13 protein-coding genes are annotated in these 15,599 nt (G+C 65.9%); 10 read left to right on the forward strand and 3 right to left on the reverse strand.

Features of this window, described 5'->3' with window-relative positions; genetic code table 11:
* Positions 1 to 24: 24 nt before the first annotated feature.
* A complete protein-coding gene (locus GS429_RS10965) occupies positions 25 to 729 on the reverse strand; it encodes a hypothetical protein (protein WP_160065403.1) in 705 nt (234 codons plus the stop codon).
* Between the two features lie 172 nt (positions 730 to 901).
* Here GS429_RS10965 and GS429_RS10970 point away from each other — a divergent pair, with 172 nt between their 5' ends.
* The 4 genes from GS429_RS10970 to GS429_RS10990 all read left to right on the forward strand — a co-directional run bounded on the left by GS429_RS10970 (position 902) and on the right by GS429_RS10990 (position 5,024).
* Complete coding sequence (locus GS429_RS10970; protein ID WP_160065404.1) at positions 902 to 1,492, forward strand: TlpA family protein disulfide reductase; 591 nt, start codon at positions 902 to 904, stop codon at positions 1,490 to 1,492.
* Positions 1,493 to 1,690: 198 nt separating this feature from the next.
* Positions 1,691 to 2,467: an endonuclease NucS domain-containing protein gene (locus tag GS429_RS10980; RefSeq protein WP_160065406.1), complete on the forward strand. Its 777-nt coding sequence runs from the start codon at positions 1,691 to 1,693 to the stop codon at positions 2,465 to 2,467.
* A gap of 186 nt (positions 2,468 to 2,653) precedes the next feature.
* Entirely contained in the window at positions 2,654 to 3,718 is a 1,065-nt protein-coding gene (gene endA, locus GS429_RS10985) for a tRNA-intron lyase (RefSeq protein WP_160065407.1), read from the forward strand.
* Between the two features lie 133 nt (positions 3,719 to 3,851).
* Positions 3,852 to 5,024, forward strand: a complete 1,173-nt coding sequence (locus GS429_RS10990; RefSeq protein ID WP_160065408.1) for an FtsZ/tubulin family protein — start codon at positions 3,852 to 3,854, stop codon at positions 5,022 to 5,024.
* A 96-nt stretch (positions 5,025 to 5,120) separates the two neighbouring features.
* Here GS429_RS10990 and GS429_RS10995 read toward each other — a convergent pair whose 3' ends face one another.
* Complete coding sequence (locus tag GS429_RS10995) at positions 5,121 to 5,525, reverse strand: methylated-DNA--[protein]-cysteine S-methyltransferase (protein ID WP_160065409.1); 405 nt, start codon at positions 5,523 to 5,525, stop codon at positions 5,121 to 5,123.
* A 169-nt stretch (positions 5,526 to 5,694) separates the two neighbouring features.
* On the opposite strand from GS429_RS10995, the gene GS429_RS11000 reads away from it, so the two are divergent.
* The 4 genes from GS429_RS11000 to pheT all read left to right on the forward strand — a co-directional run bounded on the left by GS429_RS11000 (position 5,695) and on the right by pheT (position 12,693).
* On the forward strand, positions 5,695 to 7,317 hold the full coding sequence (locus GS429_RS11000; protein ID WP_160065410.1) for a tryptophan--tRNA ligase: 1,623 nt from the start codon (positions 5,695 to 5,697) through the stop codon (positions 7,315 to 7,317).
* Between the two features lie 107 nt (positions 7,318 to 7,424).
* Positions 7,425 to 8,999, forward strand: a complete 1,575-nt coding sequence (locus GS429_RS11005) for a hypothetical protein (RefSeq protein ID WP_160065411.1) — start codon at positions 7,425 to 7,427, stop codon at positions 8,997 to 8,999.
* A gap of 401 nt (positions 9,000 to 9,400) precedes the next feature.
* Positions 9,401 to 10,927: a phenylalanine--tRNA ligase subunit alpha gene (pheS, locus tag GS429_RS11010; protein WP_160065412.1), complete on the forward strand. Its 1,527-nt coding sequence runs from the start codon at positions 9,401 to 9,403 to the stop codon at positions 10,925 to 10,927.
* Entirely contained in the window at positions 10,927 to 12,693 is a 1,767-nt protein-coding gene (gene pheT / locus GS429_RS11015) for a phenylalanine--tRNA ligase subunit beta (protein ID WP_160065413.1), read from the forward strand. Before pheS ends, pheT begins: the two co-directional genes overlap by 1 nt.
* Positions 12,694 to 12,955: 262 nt before the next feature.
* Here the strand turns inward: pheT and GS429_RS11020 are convergent, their stop codons facing one another.
* On the reverse strand, positions 12,956 to 13,153 hold the full coding sequence (locus GS429_RS11020) for a SymE family type I addiction module toxin (protein WP_006183297.1): 198 nt from the start codon (positions 13,151 to 13,153) through the stop codon (positions 12,956 to 12,958).
* 236 nt (positions 13,154 to 13,389) lie between these two features.
* Here GS429_RS11020 and GS429_RS11025 point away from each other — a divergent pair, with 236 nt between their 5' ends.
* Both GS429_RS11025 and GS429_RS11030 read left to right on the forward strand, forming a co-directional pair.
* Complete coding sequence (locus GS429_RS11025; RefSeq protein WP_160065414.1) at positions 13,390 to 13,698, forward strand: non-histone chromosomal MC1 family protein; 309 nt, start codon at positions 13,390 to 13,392, stop codon at positions 13,696 to 13,698.
* A gap of 379 nt (positions 13,699 to 14,077) precedes the next feature.
* On the forward strand, positions 14,078 to 15,586 hold the full coding sequence (locus tag GS429_RS11030) for an amidase (RefSeq protein WP_160065415.1): 1,509 nt from the start codon (positions 14,078 to 14,080) through the stop codon (positions 15,584 to 15,586).
* The last annotated feature ends 13 nt before the right edge of the window (positions 15,587 to 15,599 follow it).

The following is a 15,599-nucleotide window of genomic DNA, read 5'->3' on the forward strand; positions in this document are numbered from 1 at the left end:
TCTCGGTCCGATCTCGTCGATCCCTCATTCGACTCCGAGTGCTCGAGCGCGTCGCAAGAACAGTTCGTCGGCCGCGTCCCCACCCAGCACACCGGGATCGTACTCGAGCGCCGGCTTCTCGTGCCCGGCGTCTGGGAAGTGAACGGCCAGTTCGTACCGGCCGACGTCGGAATCGGCGGCATCCACGAGTCGCTCGTCGGCGCTCGAGAGGTCGAGATCGAAGGCGTCTCTGACTGTCGCGGCGAGGCTGGCTTCGGCGTGGGTGTAGCCCGGGAGCGTTTCCTTGACCGGCGCTGGAACGTTCGCGAGATAGGCCTCGGTGGCATCGTGGAGCAGGCCCCATCGGATCGCGGCCGGACTGCCGCCGCGGGCCTCGACCTCGTGGCTGACGTGGACCGAGTGTCGGGCCACGCTGTACGGCTCCGTGCCCTGGCCCGTAAACCGGGTGAGATTGGCGAGCGCGTGGGCGATATCGTCGATCGAGACGTCGGCGGGGTCGGCCGAGAGCGGCGTGATCGTCCCGCCCGATCGCGTGTTGATCGTCCCGTAGCCGCCGTTCCGTTCGGCGAGCAGCGCCTGGAGTTCGCCGACGACGGCTTCGAACTGGGCCCGAAACTCGTCGCCGGACTCATCGGCCGCTCGGAGGTCCCGCGCGAGCGTCGCTACCTCGTCCTCGAGGTGGTCGATTCGGCGCGACCGTGACGTGTTCTCGTCGTCGAACCGTTCCATGGAGTGCATTCCAGAGAGCGATACCAAAGAAGATGTGATTCCCGACCGGACGCGCGGCGTAGCCGGGGACAGGGCGACGGCACAACGGCGCGTTCGAGGGAAACAAACACCTGCCTCCGGGCCGATAGTTCCGGTTCGGAGCGACCGAGCGGACCGCAACGACTGAAGAGACATGAGACGACGACGAGTGATCGCGGGAGCCGCGACGCTAACGACGATCAGCGGCTGCCTCGACAGCGGGTCGGACGAAGACGAAACGGCTCCCGATCGAGACGAGCCACCGTTCGACGTCACGACCGTCGACGCGCCGGGCAGCGACGCCGGGACGGTCAGCGTGCCCACCGCTGAGCAGGTGCAACTCGTCAATTTCATCCGAACGACGTGTCCGACCAGCCGAGGAATGCTCTCACACGTCGGCGACGCCAAAGACCACTTCGAGGACGCCTACGACGTCGGTCCCGATGGCGAGATTCTCGTAATGACCGTCATCAACGGAACCGCCGGATCCCAGTTGTCGGAATCTGAACTCGCCGACTGGTGGGTCGAACAGGACGGGGATTGGCCCGTCGGGATCGACGAGTCGGGGCAGCTGTTCGACGCTCACGGCGTCGTCGGGACCCCGACGACCATTGCCGTCGACGGCACCGGCGACGTCCACTGGCGCGACGAGGGTGGCACCACGGCATCCAATCTGGTCAGCGGGGTCGAGACGGCCCTCGAGGCCGCAGCGGCCAACGGCGCGGACGAAGAATCCGACGACTAACGAGACGACTATAGTAGCCACTGGAAGTCAGTGCACATCTGATCGCATGACTGCTATCCGACCAGTGTGTAAACAGTTCCAGTTGTTACTATAACGAGGAGCGTCGAGTGCCGTCCCGTCCGTCGCCTACCCACGGCCCTCGTTCGTTCCTTCCCCACCGACCTTGAGTTTATATACGATTCCGCGGCCAGACTGTCCATGATCGACGACGCGATCCGCGTGCTCGCGGGCGACTGTACCGTCATCGCCGAAGGCACCGACCGCGAGGAGTACCGCGGTCGGGTAACGACGATCGTCAAACCCGACAACAGCGTGCTGGTCCACGATACCGACGGCTACCAGCCCGTTGCGTGGTTGACTCGAGCCGACAGCGTCTCGAGCGACCGCGCGAACGATTTCACGCTCGTCGCGAAGAAGGGCACCCAGACGCTGCGCATCGCCGCCCACGAGCAGGACGGGTTCGCCCACTACCCGGCGTCGACGGCCGGGACGCCGGTCGGTCAGTGTCCGGACTGTGGTAGTGCGCTCGTCCGCTCAAAGGGCGTTCACTGCGTCGGCTGTGGCGACCGCTACGGCGTTCCCGCGGACGCAACGATCCGTGAGGAACAGTGTAACTGTGACTGTGGGCTGCCCCGGATGCGCGTCGAGCGCGGTCTCGCCTTCGACGTCTGTCTCGACCGGGGCTGTGAGTCGCTCGATGCGGCTGTCAGAGAGGCGTTCGACCGCGAGTGGGACTGCCCCGAACCCGGCTGCGAGGGCGACCTTCGGATCCTCCGGCGCGGCGGTCTCATCGCCGGCTGCGAGCACTACCCCGACTGCGACACCGGCTTCGCCGTCCCCGCGGGCGTCGTCGACGGCGAGTGCGGCTGCGGGCTCCCGACCTTCGAAACGCGGAGCGGTTCCCGGTGTCTCGACGCGACGTGTGAGAAGGGGATCGCGAAGCCGCTCGAGGCCGAGTCCGCGGCGGACGATTGATACGGTTTGCTGTACCGATTTGCCGGTGGGACCGCAAGCCGTCCTGCGGTCCCATCGGTAATGACGTAGTGCAGACAGTATGAGTCGTGGCCCGCCGATCCGAATCCGTCCGCGGACGAGAGCCGAAGCGGGATCGATGGGCAAGCGATCCGCAGCCCCTTAGTTCCGCCCGGCCAACACCCGACTATGACACTCGAGGGGCGATTCGACGAGGAGCGGGGCGTGGTCCGCGTGGGGAGCGACGCACGACAGCGCTATCACGATTCGCGGGGCTACGGCTATCCGCTCGAGGGCAACGAGATCGCCCTCGCACCGATCGAGGCGGCCCACCTGCTCTACCGGGGCGACCTCGAGGCGGTCGTCGACGACGCGACCGGCGAGCGCCTCACGTTCCGGGAGTTCGTGGCCCGCGAGCCCGGCGCGAAGTTCGGCGTTCGGTTTCTCGTCTACGCGGACCTTCGATCGCGAGGGTTTTACCTCTCGCCGGCCGCGGAGCCGTGGGTTTCCGACCCCCCGACAGGAGAGGCGGACTTCGCGGTCTTTCCGCGCGGCAAGGGCCCCGGCGACGGCGAGGTGGAGTACGCACTGCGGGTGATCGGCGAGCGGACCGACGTTCCCGCAGACGAACTCGGAGACGGCGTCCTCGCAGTCGTCGACGAGGAGAGCGAAATTACGTACTTCGAGGTCTCCCGGCGAGATCCGACGGGCGCGTCGGTGGCCGACGCCTCGCTTCCGAACGACTGCGAGGCCACCCTACTGGCCGATCGCGTGGTCGTCTGGAAGCCGCCGCTTTCCCTCTACGAAACCACGTTCTACGGCCAGCCGCTCGAGGGCCGAGAGTACGACGAGCCCACCCTGCAGCTGTCGTTGCTCGAGGCGGCCTATCTCGCCGAACGGGACGCGATCGACCTCGAGCCGTCGACGGTCCGCGAACGCGGTCGCGAGGTCGAAGGCGAGCGGTTCGAGCGTCGATTGGCGGTCTACACCGAACTGCGCGAGCGCGGCGTCGTCCCCAAAACGGGCTACAAGTTCGGCGCGGACTTCCGGACCTACGCCGAGGTGGAGTCGGTGGAGAATCTCGGACACTCAGAGTTGCTGGTTCGGGTCCATCCCGACGACTACGTCTTCGAGCCCCGCGACCTCGCGCTGGACGTTCGGCTGGCCCACGGCGTCCGCAAGACGATGGTGTTCGCGCTGGTCGGCGAGACCGGCGGGATCGACTGGTGGTCGCTCGAGCGGTTGACGCCCTGAGACGACTGTACGGCAGCCCGTACGAGGAATGAGTCGTGTCTCGAGCCGCCGATCCGGGTCCCGAGGAACTCGTACGCTACTAGTGTCTCCGACGAACGGAAACGTGAAAGTCTCGACGTGAGAGGGGAGTAGTATGCAACTCGAGGTGATCGGCATCGGCGGCGCGGGCTGTCGCATCGCCGGCGCGATCCGGGCCGCGGAGCCGTCGGGGCACTCGTTCATCGAGGACGTCTTCGCGTTCGATACGACCGACGAACTGCTAACGCAGACGGCGGACACCGCCGTTCCCGAGTCACATCGTTATCGATACGGCGACGGGATCGACGGCGGACTCGGCGGCGATCTCCAGCGCGGCTTCGAAGTCGGGGAGGAACACGTCGAGGAACTCGATCGAGCGCTGGACGAGGGAACGCCGACGGCGGCGGACGCCTTCCTCGTCGCGGTCGGTCTCGGCGGCGCGACCGGCGGCGGAACGGCCCCCGCGCTGGTCGCGACGCTCCACCGGCAGTACGACAAGCCGGTCTACGTCCTCGCGACGCTGCCGGCCGACCGCGAGTTCGAGCGAGGAGGTGACGGAGCGGCCGAAAGCGATAGTCACTCGAGCGAATCCGCCCCCGCCGCCGGGGCCGCCGAACCGTCGCGACCGAACGCGGCGGCGAACGCGGTCCACACGCTCGAGCGACTCGACGGCCTCGCGAGCGCGGTTATCTGCTTCGACAACGACCGGTGGCTGCGCACCGGTGAGAGTCTCGTCGAGGGACGTGAGCGATGCAACCGAGAACTGGCGACACGGGTATCGGCGTTCTTCGCCGCCGGTGCCGGCGGCGCCGGATCGGGTGAGACGATCGCCGAGACGGTCATCGACGCGAGCGACGTCGGCCGCGTCATGGGGAGCCAGACGGCGATCGTGACGCTCGGCTACGGCGAACAGGACGTCGACACCGGCGGCTCGCGGTTCGGTCTCGGTCTCTTTTCCGCAAAACCCGACGTGGAGACGAGCAGCGCGGTCAGCGCGATCGAGACGGTGATTCGAAAGGGGATTCACGGTAAACTCACGCTCGAGTGCGATCCCGAGAGCGCCCAACGGGCGCTGCTGATCGTCGGCGGGCCGCCGGCGTGGCTCAACCGACAGGCAATCGCCGAAGGGCGACGGGCCCTCGAGTCGACCATCGGCGGACGAGTGGTGCTCGGCGGCGACGCACCGCGACCCGACGGCGAGGCCGTCTTCGCAGCGGTCGTCCTCGCCGACGTCGGGCCGGTCGAACGGCTCGAGGAGTTGCGGGCGGCGGCCGAGCGGGTGGAGTGACCAGTGACCGGATTCGGGAGGGCGGCCCTCGCTGCCGGAGGCAGCTACAGGCGGGCCACCCCCGAGCAGCTACGTAGCCCGTCGAGAAGCGCTGCCTCAGTCGGGCGACGACGCGCCCGGAATCACCGCGCCTTCGTGCTCAAGCAGGTGCCGTTTCAGGTCCACGCCGCCGGCGTAGCCGACGAGCGAATCGGCGCCGACGACCCGGTGGCAGGGGACGATCACGGGGATCGGATTCCGGCTGCAGGCCTGTCCGACCGCGATCGGAGCGGTCTCGAGGGTCGCCGCGAGATCGCCGTAGGTTCGGGTCTCGCCGGATGGAATTTGCGCCATCGCCCGCATGACCGAGCCCGTGAAGGTGTCGGGGTACTCGATCTCGAGATCGAACGTCGTCCGCGTCCCGCGCTCGTACTCCCGTAGCTGTTCGCGGATCGTTTCGGGAGCCGCGTCGATCCTCGAGTCGTCGAGTTCGCGGTCGTATCCAAAGAGCCGGATATCCATGCGGAATCCTTGGTCGTGTGGATGCTTCACTCTATGCCGGATCGGGTCTCGTCGGGTCGTTCGGATCGGTCGGATCGCTCGACGCTTCGCACGAAGCCTCGTCCGGTTCGGCCGGCTCACCGCAGCGAAGCCGAAGGCTTTTGCGCGCTGGCGCGCCAAACCGCACCTAATGACCGGAGACGACCCACGCGAGGAGCGGACGGAGCCACGGAGCGACGGCGGAGCCGCGGGCGCAGACAACGAGGGATCGTCGACCCCTCGAGCGGACGGTGGAACCGTCGACGACATCGCGCTCGATCCGTGGGGCTCCTCGAGCGTCTCCGACTATCGGAAGCTGTTCGAGGAGTTCGGCATCGAGGAGTTCGACGAAGTGCTCGAGGAAGTGCCGAACCCCCACTACCTGATGCGCCGCGGCGTCATCTTCGGCCATCGCGACTACCGGCCGGTCGCGCGGGCCTTACGAAACGACGAGCCCGCGGCCGTCCTCTCCGGGTTCATGCCGACCGGCGACCCCCACATCGGGCACAAACTCGTCTTCGACGAGATCATCTGGCACCAACAGCAGGGAGCCGACGCCTACGCCCTGATCGCCGACCTCGAGGCCAACTCCGCCCGGGGGATGAGCTGGGCGGAGATCGACGAACACGCCCGAGACTACCTGCTTTCCCTGCTCGCGCTCGGCTTCGATCCCGAAGAAGGAGAACTCTACCGCCAGTCGACCAACCGCGAACTACAGGATCTGGCCTTCGAACTCGGCGCGGACGCCAACTTCTCGGAGTTCCAGTCGATCTACGGCTTCGACGGCGAGACCGACGTCTCCCACATGCAGTCCGTCGTCACCCAGATGGCCGATATCCTCTACCCGCAACTCGAGGAACCCAAACCGACCGTCATCCCCGTCGGGCCGGATCAGGACCCCCACGTCCGACTCGCCCGGGACCTCGCCGAGCGGATGCGATTCTTCAAGGTGAGCGAGGCGTACGCCAGCTTCGAACTCGAGCCCGAGGAACGCGACCTCGTGGTGGAGTTTTACGAGCGACTCGAGCCCGCCGACTTCGACGACGACACCCTGCGCTGTGTCCACGTCGCCGAGGCGCTCGAGGAGACGCCGCTGTCGAAGATCGACGTCGCCGCCGACGTCCTCAGTTCGGTTCTGACGAAGCTCAACGAGGCCGGGATGGAGCCGATCCGGCCGCGAACGCGCTTTTTCGACCGCCGGGCGACCGACGATGCGTTCGACGCCCTGATCGACGCCATCGACGGCGAGAAGCGAGTCTACGAGAGCCACGTCGACGCCTTCGACATCGATCTCGAAGCCGCGGAAGAGCTCGCTCGCGAGGTCGAGGTCGACAACGGCGGCCACGGCTTCCAGCCGCCGTCGTCAATCTACCACCGGTTCATGACCGGACTGACCGGCGGGAAGATGTCCTCCTCGATCCCGGCCAGCCACATCTCGCTGCTGGACGACCCCGAAGACGGCTACGACAAGGTGAAGGCGGCGTCGACGGGCGGCCGCGAGACGGCCGAAGAGCACCGCGAACTCGGCGGCCGGGCCGACGAGTGTCCCGTCTACGAGCTGTACGCCTACCTGCTGTCCGGGGACGACGACGAGTTCGCCAAACGCGTCTACGACGAGTGCGTCGGCGGCGAACGCCTCTGTGGCGACTGTAAGGAGCAAGCCGCCCAGTTGATGCAGGAGTTCCTCGAGGACCACCAAGAGAAACGCGAGGAAGTCGAGGAGTTGCTCGAGGACGCGGATATCGAACTCGAATCGCCGCGCCGACGGGAGTAGGGAGCGACCACACCGAGAGCGGCGCGTGAGCAGCGATACACCCGACTATTTTTTGTCCCATCGCAGAGGGAGAAAGCATATCCCGGGCCCCGTTGTAGGCCGGGTCGATGGAGTCCGGTCGATCCGGCGATCCGAACCGAGACGTAATCGTCTGTGCCGACGTCCTCGGCTCGTTCGGCGTCACGCCTGCAGCCGTTCGCGCCCAGCGCCGGGAGTATCGGACCGTGGTTCCGCCCGGACGGGCCAGCGACGAGTCGCTGGAATCGATCCTGACCGACGTCCTCGCCGACGCACGCGACCGCACGGCCACGGTTCGCCAGACGATCTCGCAGCACGATCGCGGTCTCAGCTGTTCGGCTCGGTACGCCCAGACTGCACTGGCGCGCGAACTCGAGCAGCTCTTCGAGGCGATCGACTGGTCGCTCAAGTGGGCGCGAACCGGACCGGCGGCTAACGGCCGGGACCGACTGGAGTTCGTCGCGACGGACCCGAACGGCCGGTCTCGAGAGACGACGGTCACCTACCCGTCGACGCCGCTGGCAGACGATAATCTGCCCGCCGTCCTGAGGACCGTCGACGAGGACCTGCTCGCGGGAACCGACGCGACGGTGGTCCTGCTCTCCGCGGGCGTCGATCGCTGGCGAGCGGCGCTGGTCGAAGCGGGCGAACTCGAGACGCTCCGCGAGCGCTACGGGCCGCGGATTTCAGCGTTCGATCGACCGCTGCTCGCGGAGCACGAACTCGAGGCGTACGTTCCGGAGTGCGAGGTGACGGGCGGCACGGACGGCTCGTTCGGTTCCGGGACGATGGTCAGTGACGGCACTGACTCGGGGCCCTGGCCCGCGTGGGCGCTCGAGCGCGCCGAACGCCGGTCGGGGTGTCGGGAGACGGAGCCGGAACCGGAACTAGAACCAAAATCGAAATCAGAGTCAGAGCAGCGTCGCTCGGAGTCAGCACAGCCGTCGGTCGCGTCACTCATCGACGAAGCCGAACCCGGAGCAGAATCAGAAGCCGAACCCGAACCCGAGATCGAAGCCGAGACTGAGCCGAAGACCGACGCGACCGAAACTCGAGTCGACGATGGGGTAGGCGATACGGCGTCTCCCTCGTCCGCGGAAATCGACGGCTTCGAGATCCGCGGCGGCTCGCCGACGGTGTCTCGAGTGAGCACCGACGACTCGAGCAGCGGATCGGCTGACGGGAGATCAATCGGTACTCGATCGAGTCGCGATGAACGCGAGCCGCGAAACGGTCGGGGCGATCAGCGTCGTACCGGGCGCAGCGATAGCGGATTTGACGCCGACGGGGATGGTCAGGTGGAGAGGGATGTCGATGAGGACGAGACTGAAGACGGCTTTGGAACCCTCTCCGGAACGCAAAAGACGGCCCGGATCGCCGACGACTCGTTCGGCACCGACGACGTCTTCGAGACCGAGAACGACCGGTATCGCGCGCTCGGGGCCGCGCTCGGCGCCGGCGGGGCCGTCACCGTCGAGGGGCTGCTCGAGGACGACGACTTCCTCCCGGAACTGCCGGCCGTCGAACCGGTGGAGACCCGCATCGAGTTTCCGGACACCTTCGACCCTGCAGCGGTGTCCGAGGCGAAGGCTTCGGCCGAACAGTCCGGTTTCGAGTGGGTCGACTCCGGGTCGCTCGAGACGACGCGGGTCTCGAACGGCTAACTCGCGGACGCGAGCGACGCGGTAGTATGATGGCCCGCTGACGGCGTGACAGGGTGACGGAGTGGCACCACCACAATATTTTTACTCCGGTCGTGAGTCCCCTCGAGTATGGCACCCGAATCCCACGAACGTGCCGGTATCGCCACCCAGCTACAGCGAACGCGGTCGGGATTCGGTTTCTTTTTCGCCCGGTGAGTCCGGGCTGGTGGACCCGCAGGAGGCCAATTCGGTCCCCGCGGAGAAACCGTCCGCAACGGACCAGTCGACCGCGAAAGCGAGCGGCGAACGCCTCGAAGGCCGACGAGCGACGGTCGTCGGTTCGAGGCCTCGCCCACCGCGAGTCGACGTCGAACGGAGTCGGAACCGCTAACTGACCGACCCACGGCAATTCAGGTAAGCGAATGCAACTTCCAGCACAACAGGTCGCGGTCGTCGAGGCCGCGAGCGCAGACGAGGCACAGTCCGTCGACGCCCTCGCTGCGGCGACCGACCTCCCTCCGGAGACCGTCACCGGCGCGGTCTTCGAACTCGAGGAGGAGGGACTGGTCGCCGTCGAGGAGCGAGTCGACGAAACGGTCACGAGCACCGACGAGGGCGCGGCGTACGCCGCGGAAGGACTTCCCGAAGTCCGGCTCTACGAGGCGGCGCTCGAGGCCGGCGCCGACAGCGACCCCGTCCAGATGGGACGGGTCATCGGCGCCTCGGGACTCGAGGGGCCGCAGGTCGATATCGCGCTCTCGAACTACGCCCGCAAGGGGTACGGCGTTATCGACAGCGGCGAGATTACGGCCGATCCGGACGCCGATCCCTCGGCGGACGCGGAAGCGAACGCGCTCGAGGTGCTTTCGGACGCGGGCGAGGCCGCTGTCGACGACGTCGCGGTCGACGACGCCACCGCCGACCAACTCGAGCGCCGCGGCCTGCTCGAGCGAACCGAGTCGACGATCCGCGAAGTCACCCTCACCGAGCGCGCCGTCACGGAACTGATGGCGGGAATCGAGACCGCCGAAACGGTGGGACAGGTCACGCCGGAACTGCTCACCAGTGGCGACTGGGAAGACGTCGAGTTCGCCGAGTACAACGTCGAAGCCGACGCCGAGCAGTTCGAGGGCGGCAAGGTCCACATCCTCCGGCAGATGTCCGAGCGCGTCAAGGACGTCCTCGTCGGCATGGGCTTCCAGGAGATGGACGGCCCCCACGCCGACGCGGACTTCTGGATCAACGACTGTCTGTTCATGCCCCAGGACCACCCGGCGCGGACCCACTGGGACCGATTCGCCCTCGAGCAGCCGAGCCACATCGACGAGTTGCCCGAAGACCTCGTCGAGCGCGTCGAGCGCGCCCACAGAGAGGGGATCGGCGAAGACAGCGAGGGCTATCACTCCCCGTGGGACGAGGACTTCGCCCGTGCACTCGCGCTACGCGGTCACACGACCTCGCTCTCGACGCGCTATCTCTCCGGCGAGGAAATCGGCAAGATCGAACCGCCCGCGCGCTTTTTCAGCGTCGAGAAGGCCTACCGCAACGACACGCTCGACGCGACCCACCTGCTCGAGTTCTACCAGATCGAGGGCTGGGTGATGGCCGAGGATCTCTCGGTTCGGGATCTCATGGGTACCTTCGAGGAGTTCTACGCCCAGTTCGGCATCGAAGATATCCAGTTCAAGCCCCACTACAACCCCTACACCGAGCCCAGCTTCGAACTGTTCGGTACCCACCCCACCACGGGCGAACTGATCGAGATCGGGAACTCCGGTATCTTCCGCGAGGAGATGCTCGAGCCGCTTGGCGTCGACTGCGACGTGATGGCCTGGGGACTGGCCCTGGAGCGACTCGCCATGCTCACAACGGGTGCGGAGGACATCCGCGACCTCCACGGCACGCTCGCCGACCTCGAGTTCCTGCGGAACGCGGAGGTGACCTACTGATGCCCACTGTCGATATCGACCCCGACGAACTGCGAGAACTGACCGGCCACGAGGACAAAGGCGACGACGACCTCATCGACGACCTGTTCGGACTCGGTCTCGAGTTCGAGGGCCGAACCGAGGACGGCGAGTTCGAACTCGAGTTCGCGCCAGACCGCCTCGATCGGCTTTCTGTCGAGGGCGTCGCACGGTCGCTGCGATACCACTACGGCGACGCTCGCGGCGTCCACGTCCCCTCGCCGAACTCGGCGGAGTGGACCATCGAAGTCGACGAGTCGGTGCCCGACGAGCGACCGTACGTCACGGGCGCGGTAATTCGCGACGTGAACCTCGACGAGGACGCCCTCGATTCGCTCATCCAGTTGCAGGAAAAACTCCACGCGACGATGGGGCGCAAGCGCGCGAAGGGCGCGATCGGTATTCACGATCTGACGATGCTGAAAGGCGGGGCTGCGACGGACGGCGGCAACCCGACCATCCGGTACGTCGGCGTCGAACCCAACGAAGACCGGTTCGTCCCGCTCGATTCGGACGAAGAAATGACGCCCGCGGAGGTCTTAGAGAACCACCAGACCGGCGAGAAGTACGCCGACCTCGTCAGCGGGTACGACCGGTATCCCGCGATCTACGACGACATCGGCCTGTTCTCGTTCCCGCCGGTCATTAACGGCCGTCGAACCGAGGTTTCGACCGACTCTCGAGACCTGTTCGTCGAGATGACGGGCACCGACCAGTGGACGATCGACAAGATGCTGAACATCGTCTGCTACGCGCTCTCCGCGCGCGGAGCGACCCTCGAGGACGTTCGCGTCGAGTACCCCGGTGGCGAGTCCGGGAACGCGGACTCGGAGGGGAGCCGGACGCAGTCCGCCGGACGCGAAATCGTTCGTCCGGATCTCTCCACGAAGACGAAGACCGTCTCTCACGACCGCATCGAGACCATTCTCGGCATCGATCTGGATCCCGAGGAAGTGATCGACCTCGCGGAACGGTCGGGGCTCGAAGCCGAGCGGGATGAAACCGAAACCGGCGACCTCGTCTACGACGTTACCATCCCGCCCTACCGCGTCGACGTCCTCCACCCGCTGGACGTCATCGACGACCTCGGGCGGGCCTACGGCTTCAACGACCTCGAGCCGACCTACCCCGACGTGGGGACCGTCGGCGGTCGCCACGAGCGCTCGCGACTCGAACGAGCCGCGCGCACCCAACTCGTCGGCCTCGGGTTCGAGGACATGTTGAACTTCCACATGACCAACGAAGCGGAGAACTACGAGCGCCTCGGTCTCGAGCCGGGCAGCGACGCGTACGGGGCCGGCGAACCCGCGACGATCAAAGAGGCCTACAGCGAGGACTACACGATCTTGCGGACGTGGGTGACGCCCTCGCTCTTGAAGATTCTCGAGCGAAACACGCACCGATCCTACCCCCAACACCTCTCGGAGATTGGCTTCCGGGCCGCACTCGACGACGGCGAGAACACCGGCGTCGGCGAGAGCCGACACGTTGGGGCCGTGCTCGCGAACCACGACGCGGGGTACGAAGACGCCAAGGCGCGCCTGCAGGCGCTCGCGCGGAACTTCGACGTGGACCTCGAAACGCCGCCGACGGAGCACCCGTCCTTCATTTCGGGTCGAACCGCCGCCGTCGTCATCGACGGCGAGGACGTCGGCGTGATCGGTGAGGTTCACCCGAAGGTGCTCGTCGAGTACGACCTCGAGGTGCCAGTGGCGGCGTTCGAGTTCGATCTCGAGGCGCTACAGTAGTCGAGAGTCGCTTTCGAGTCTCGGGTTTGGAGAACGGTCCGCGGCGGTAGGCCGACGTATTGTACCGCGAGCGAGCGGGCCGACGACTGATGTGATTAGCGCGGCGCGTAGCGCCGCGGAAAGCGAACGGCGAAGCCGTGAGCCGAGCAACGCGAGCGAACGGAAGGAGGAGTGCTTTTGATCGACCTTTTACCAGGGACGTTGCGCTGTGTGGCAGCTACGCTGCCGCCAGCGTAACAGACTGCAGAGTAAAAGGTCGTTTTTAGAACTCGTGTTCTACGTCATCCTCGTCTGCTTTCTGGATGATGATCTTACCGTCCCGGACTCGGACGAAGACTTCGTCGCCGATATCCATACCCGCGACCTCGAGTTCGTCCTCGTGCAGGTTGAGGTGGACGTTGTGGTAGTTGCCGTCTTCGTCTTTGGCACCGCTTGGACTCAGCTTCTTTTTCCGTACCATCGCGGGATTCTATGACGAACTTCGCCGTAGGATATACTTAAGTGTTTTCGACGACTCAACGGGTGGTCTTGTCTCGCACGAGTCGAGAGGGGACCGTCGAGAGTCGGATGGGAGACACGAGAGATACTGCGGAAGACTGGCGTAGGCTACGTACTTAAAGATACCGGCGCAGTCGGTCGGTTTTCGGGGATATCTTTATGTCGGATCGTGTGCTGAATTGACACGGAGGCGAAACCATGGTACGTGAAGACGGTAAACGAAACTTTGCACTGCGCGAGTCGGGCGGCGACGAGTCGAGCGTCTTCTCGGGAAACACTCCCCGCCAGGCTGCCCTCAAGGCAGCCCGGCGACTCGAGCCCGGCTCGAGTGAAGACGAAGCAGAACGCGTCGAACTGAAGCTACGAGAGAAAGGGACGGACAAAGTCCACATCTACGACGGGTGGGCGTGGGAAGAGACCGCGCCGGACGACAAACCCGACTGGATGCCGAGCGAGATCACGGAAGCAAACGTCTCGAAGAAAGGGATCGACCACCTCGAGGAGTGACGGAACAACGGAGCGTTTTCGTTCAGCACGTATCGAATAGCAACTTCGTATTTTCTGGCGAACAATCCAGCAATCACGCCGGCAGAGGTGTTACAATCGACGACCGAGGCGAACTGGTGCAACAGTGTCCCCGAGAGCCACCCGATTGCCGTTCCCCAGAACTGACCGACGGCAGTTCGCGTGAGTTGCCCCATCGCTCACCGATGTCGATGCCGACGCTGACGCCGACACGGATAGTGATGCTGACGCTGATACCAACGCTGACGCCGGCACCGATGCCGACCTTGACGCGCCGTTGAGGGAGATAACACTCACCGGATCCGGACTCTCACTGCAAGGATCAACGACCCATTTCAGAGCCCGCGGTGACTGGACTACTATGCCGCTTCGACCGCCGACGGAAGCAGACCTCCGTAGCCTCGGCGACTCACTGTATCTCGATCTCACGGACGAGGAACTCGAGTTTTTCGCCGAGATGGCCGAACAGCGAGCCAGCGCCTACGAGACGGTTCGTTCGTACGATCCCGAGTCGCGACTCGGGGGCAGCGAACGCCGGGAACGAAGCGCCGGCGTTCGCGTCCCCGACGAGGAGAACCCGCACAACGCCTGGGTGAGCAGGTGTTACGTGGCGGGTGACGACGGTGGCGAACTGGACGGACTGGAGATCGCGATCAAGGACAACGTCTGCGTCGCCGGCGTCGAACTGACCTGCGGCTCGGAGGTCGTCGAGGGATACGTTCCCGACGTCGACGCGACGATCGTCACCCGGCTGCTCGAGGCCGGCGCGGACGTTACCGGCAAGGCGAACATGGACGATTTCGCCATGACGACGACGGGCCACAGCGCGTTCGGACCGATCACGAACCCTCACGACGACGACTATCTGGCGGGCGGCTCGAGCGGGGGGAGTGCGGTCGCCGTCGCGGCCGGCGACGCGGACGCCGCCATCGGCACCGACCAGGGCGGCAGCGTCCGGATTCCGGCCGCGTTCTGCGGCGTCGTGGGCCACAAACCGACGTACGGACTCGTCCCCTACACGGGCTGTATCGGCCTCGCATACGCGATCGACCATCCGGGCCCGATGGCGACGGACGTCGAGACCGTCGCGCGGATTCTGACGGTGATCGCCGGGAGTAACGAACGCGACCTGCGGAATCCGATGCCGGTTCCGGTCGAACCCTATCACGACCGACTCGAGGGGGACGCCTCCGACCTGTCGATCGGCATCTTGCGGGAGGGGTTCGACCAGTCCGAGGCCGACGAGGGCGTCCTCGAGTGCGTTCGCAGCGGGCTCGAAACGCTCGAGTCCGAGGGGGCAACGCTCGAGGACGTGTCCGAGCCGATGCATCTCGATGCGGCGGATATCCACTCCGTCTGTACGGCGGAAGGGCTCCTCGACGCGATGATTGGGGAGGGGCTCGGCCACGGCTGGAAAGCCTGGTACAACACCTCCTGGATCGAGTTCTTCGGATCGACCCGCCGGGTTCGGGCCGACGACTTCCCGGCACCGCTCAAACTGGACCTGCTCATGGGCGCGTACACGAACGATACCTACCACTCGCGATACTACGCCGACGGGATGAACCTCGTCGTCGAACTCACCGAACGCTACGACGCGCTCCTGGCGGACCACGATTTACTGGCGATGCCGACGACGCTGCGGACCGCGCCCGAACACGATCCCGAGATGGATCAGTACGACCGCATGCGAGAAACGAAGGTCGTCGCCAACACGACCGCATTTAATCGAACCGGCCACCCTGCGGTCAGCGTCCCCGTCGGCGAGGTCGACGGCCTCCCGGTCGGCCTCATGCTCGTCGGTTCGCGGTTCGACGACGCGACGGTCCTCGACGCCGCGGAGACCCTCGAGTCAGCGCTCGAGGATTGAGTTACTCGGTTGC

Source organism: Natronorubrum halalkaliphilum (assembly GCF_009834785.1).
GTDB lineage: Archaea > Halobacteriota > Halobacteria > Halobacteriales > Natrialbaceae > Natronorubrum > Natronorubrum halalkaliphilum.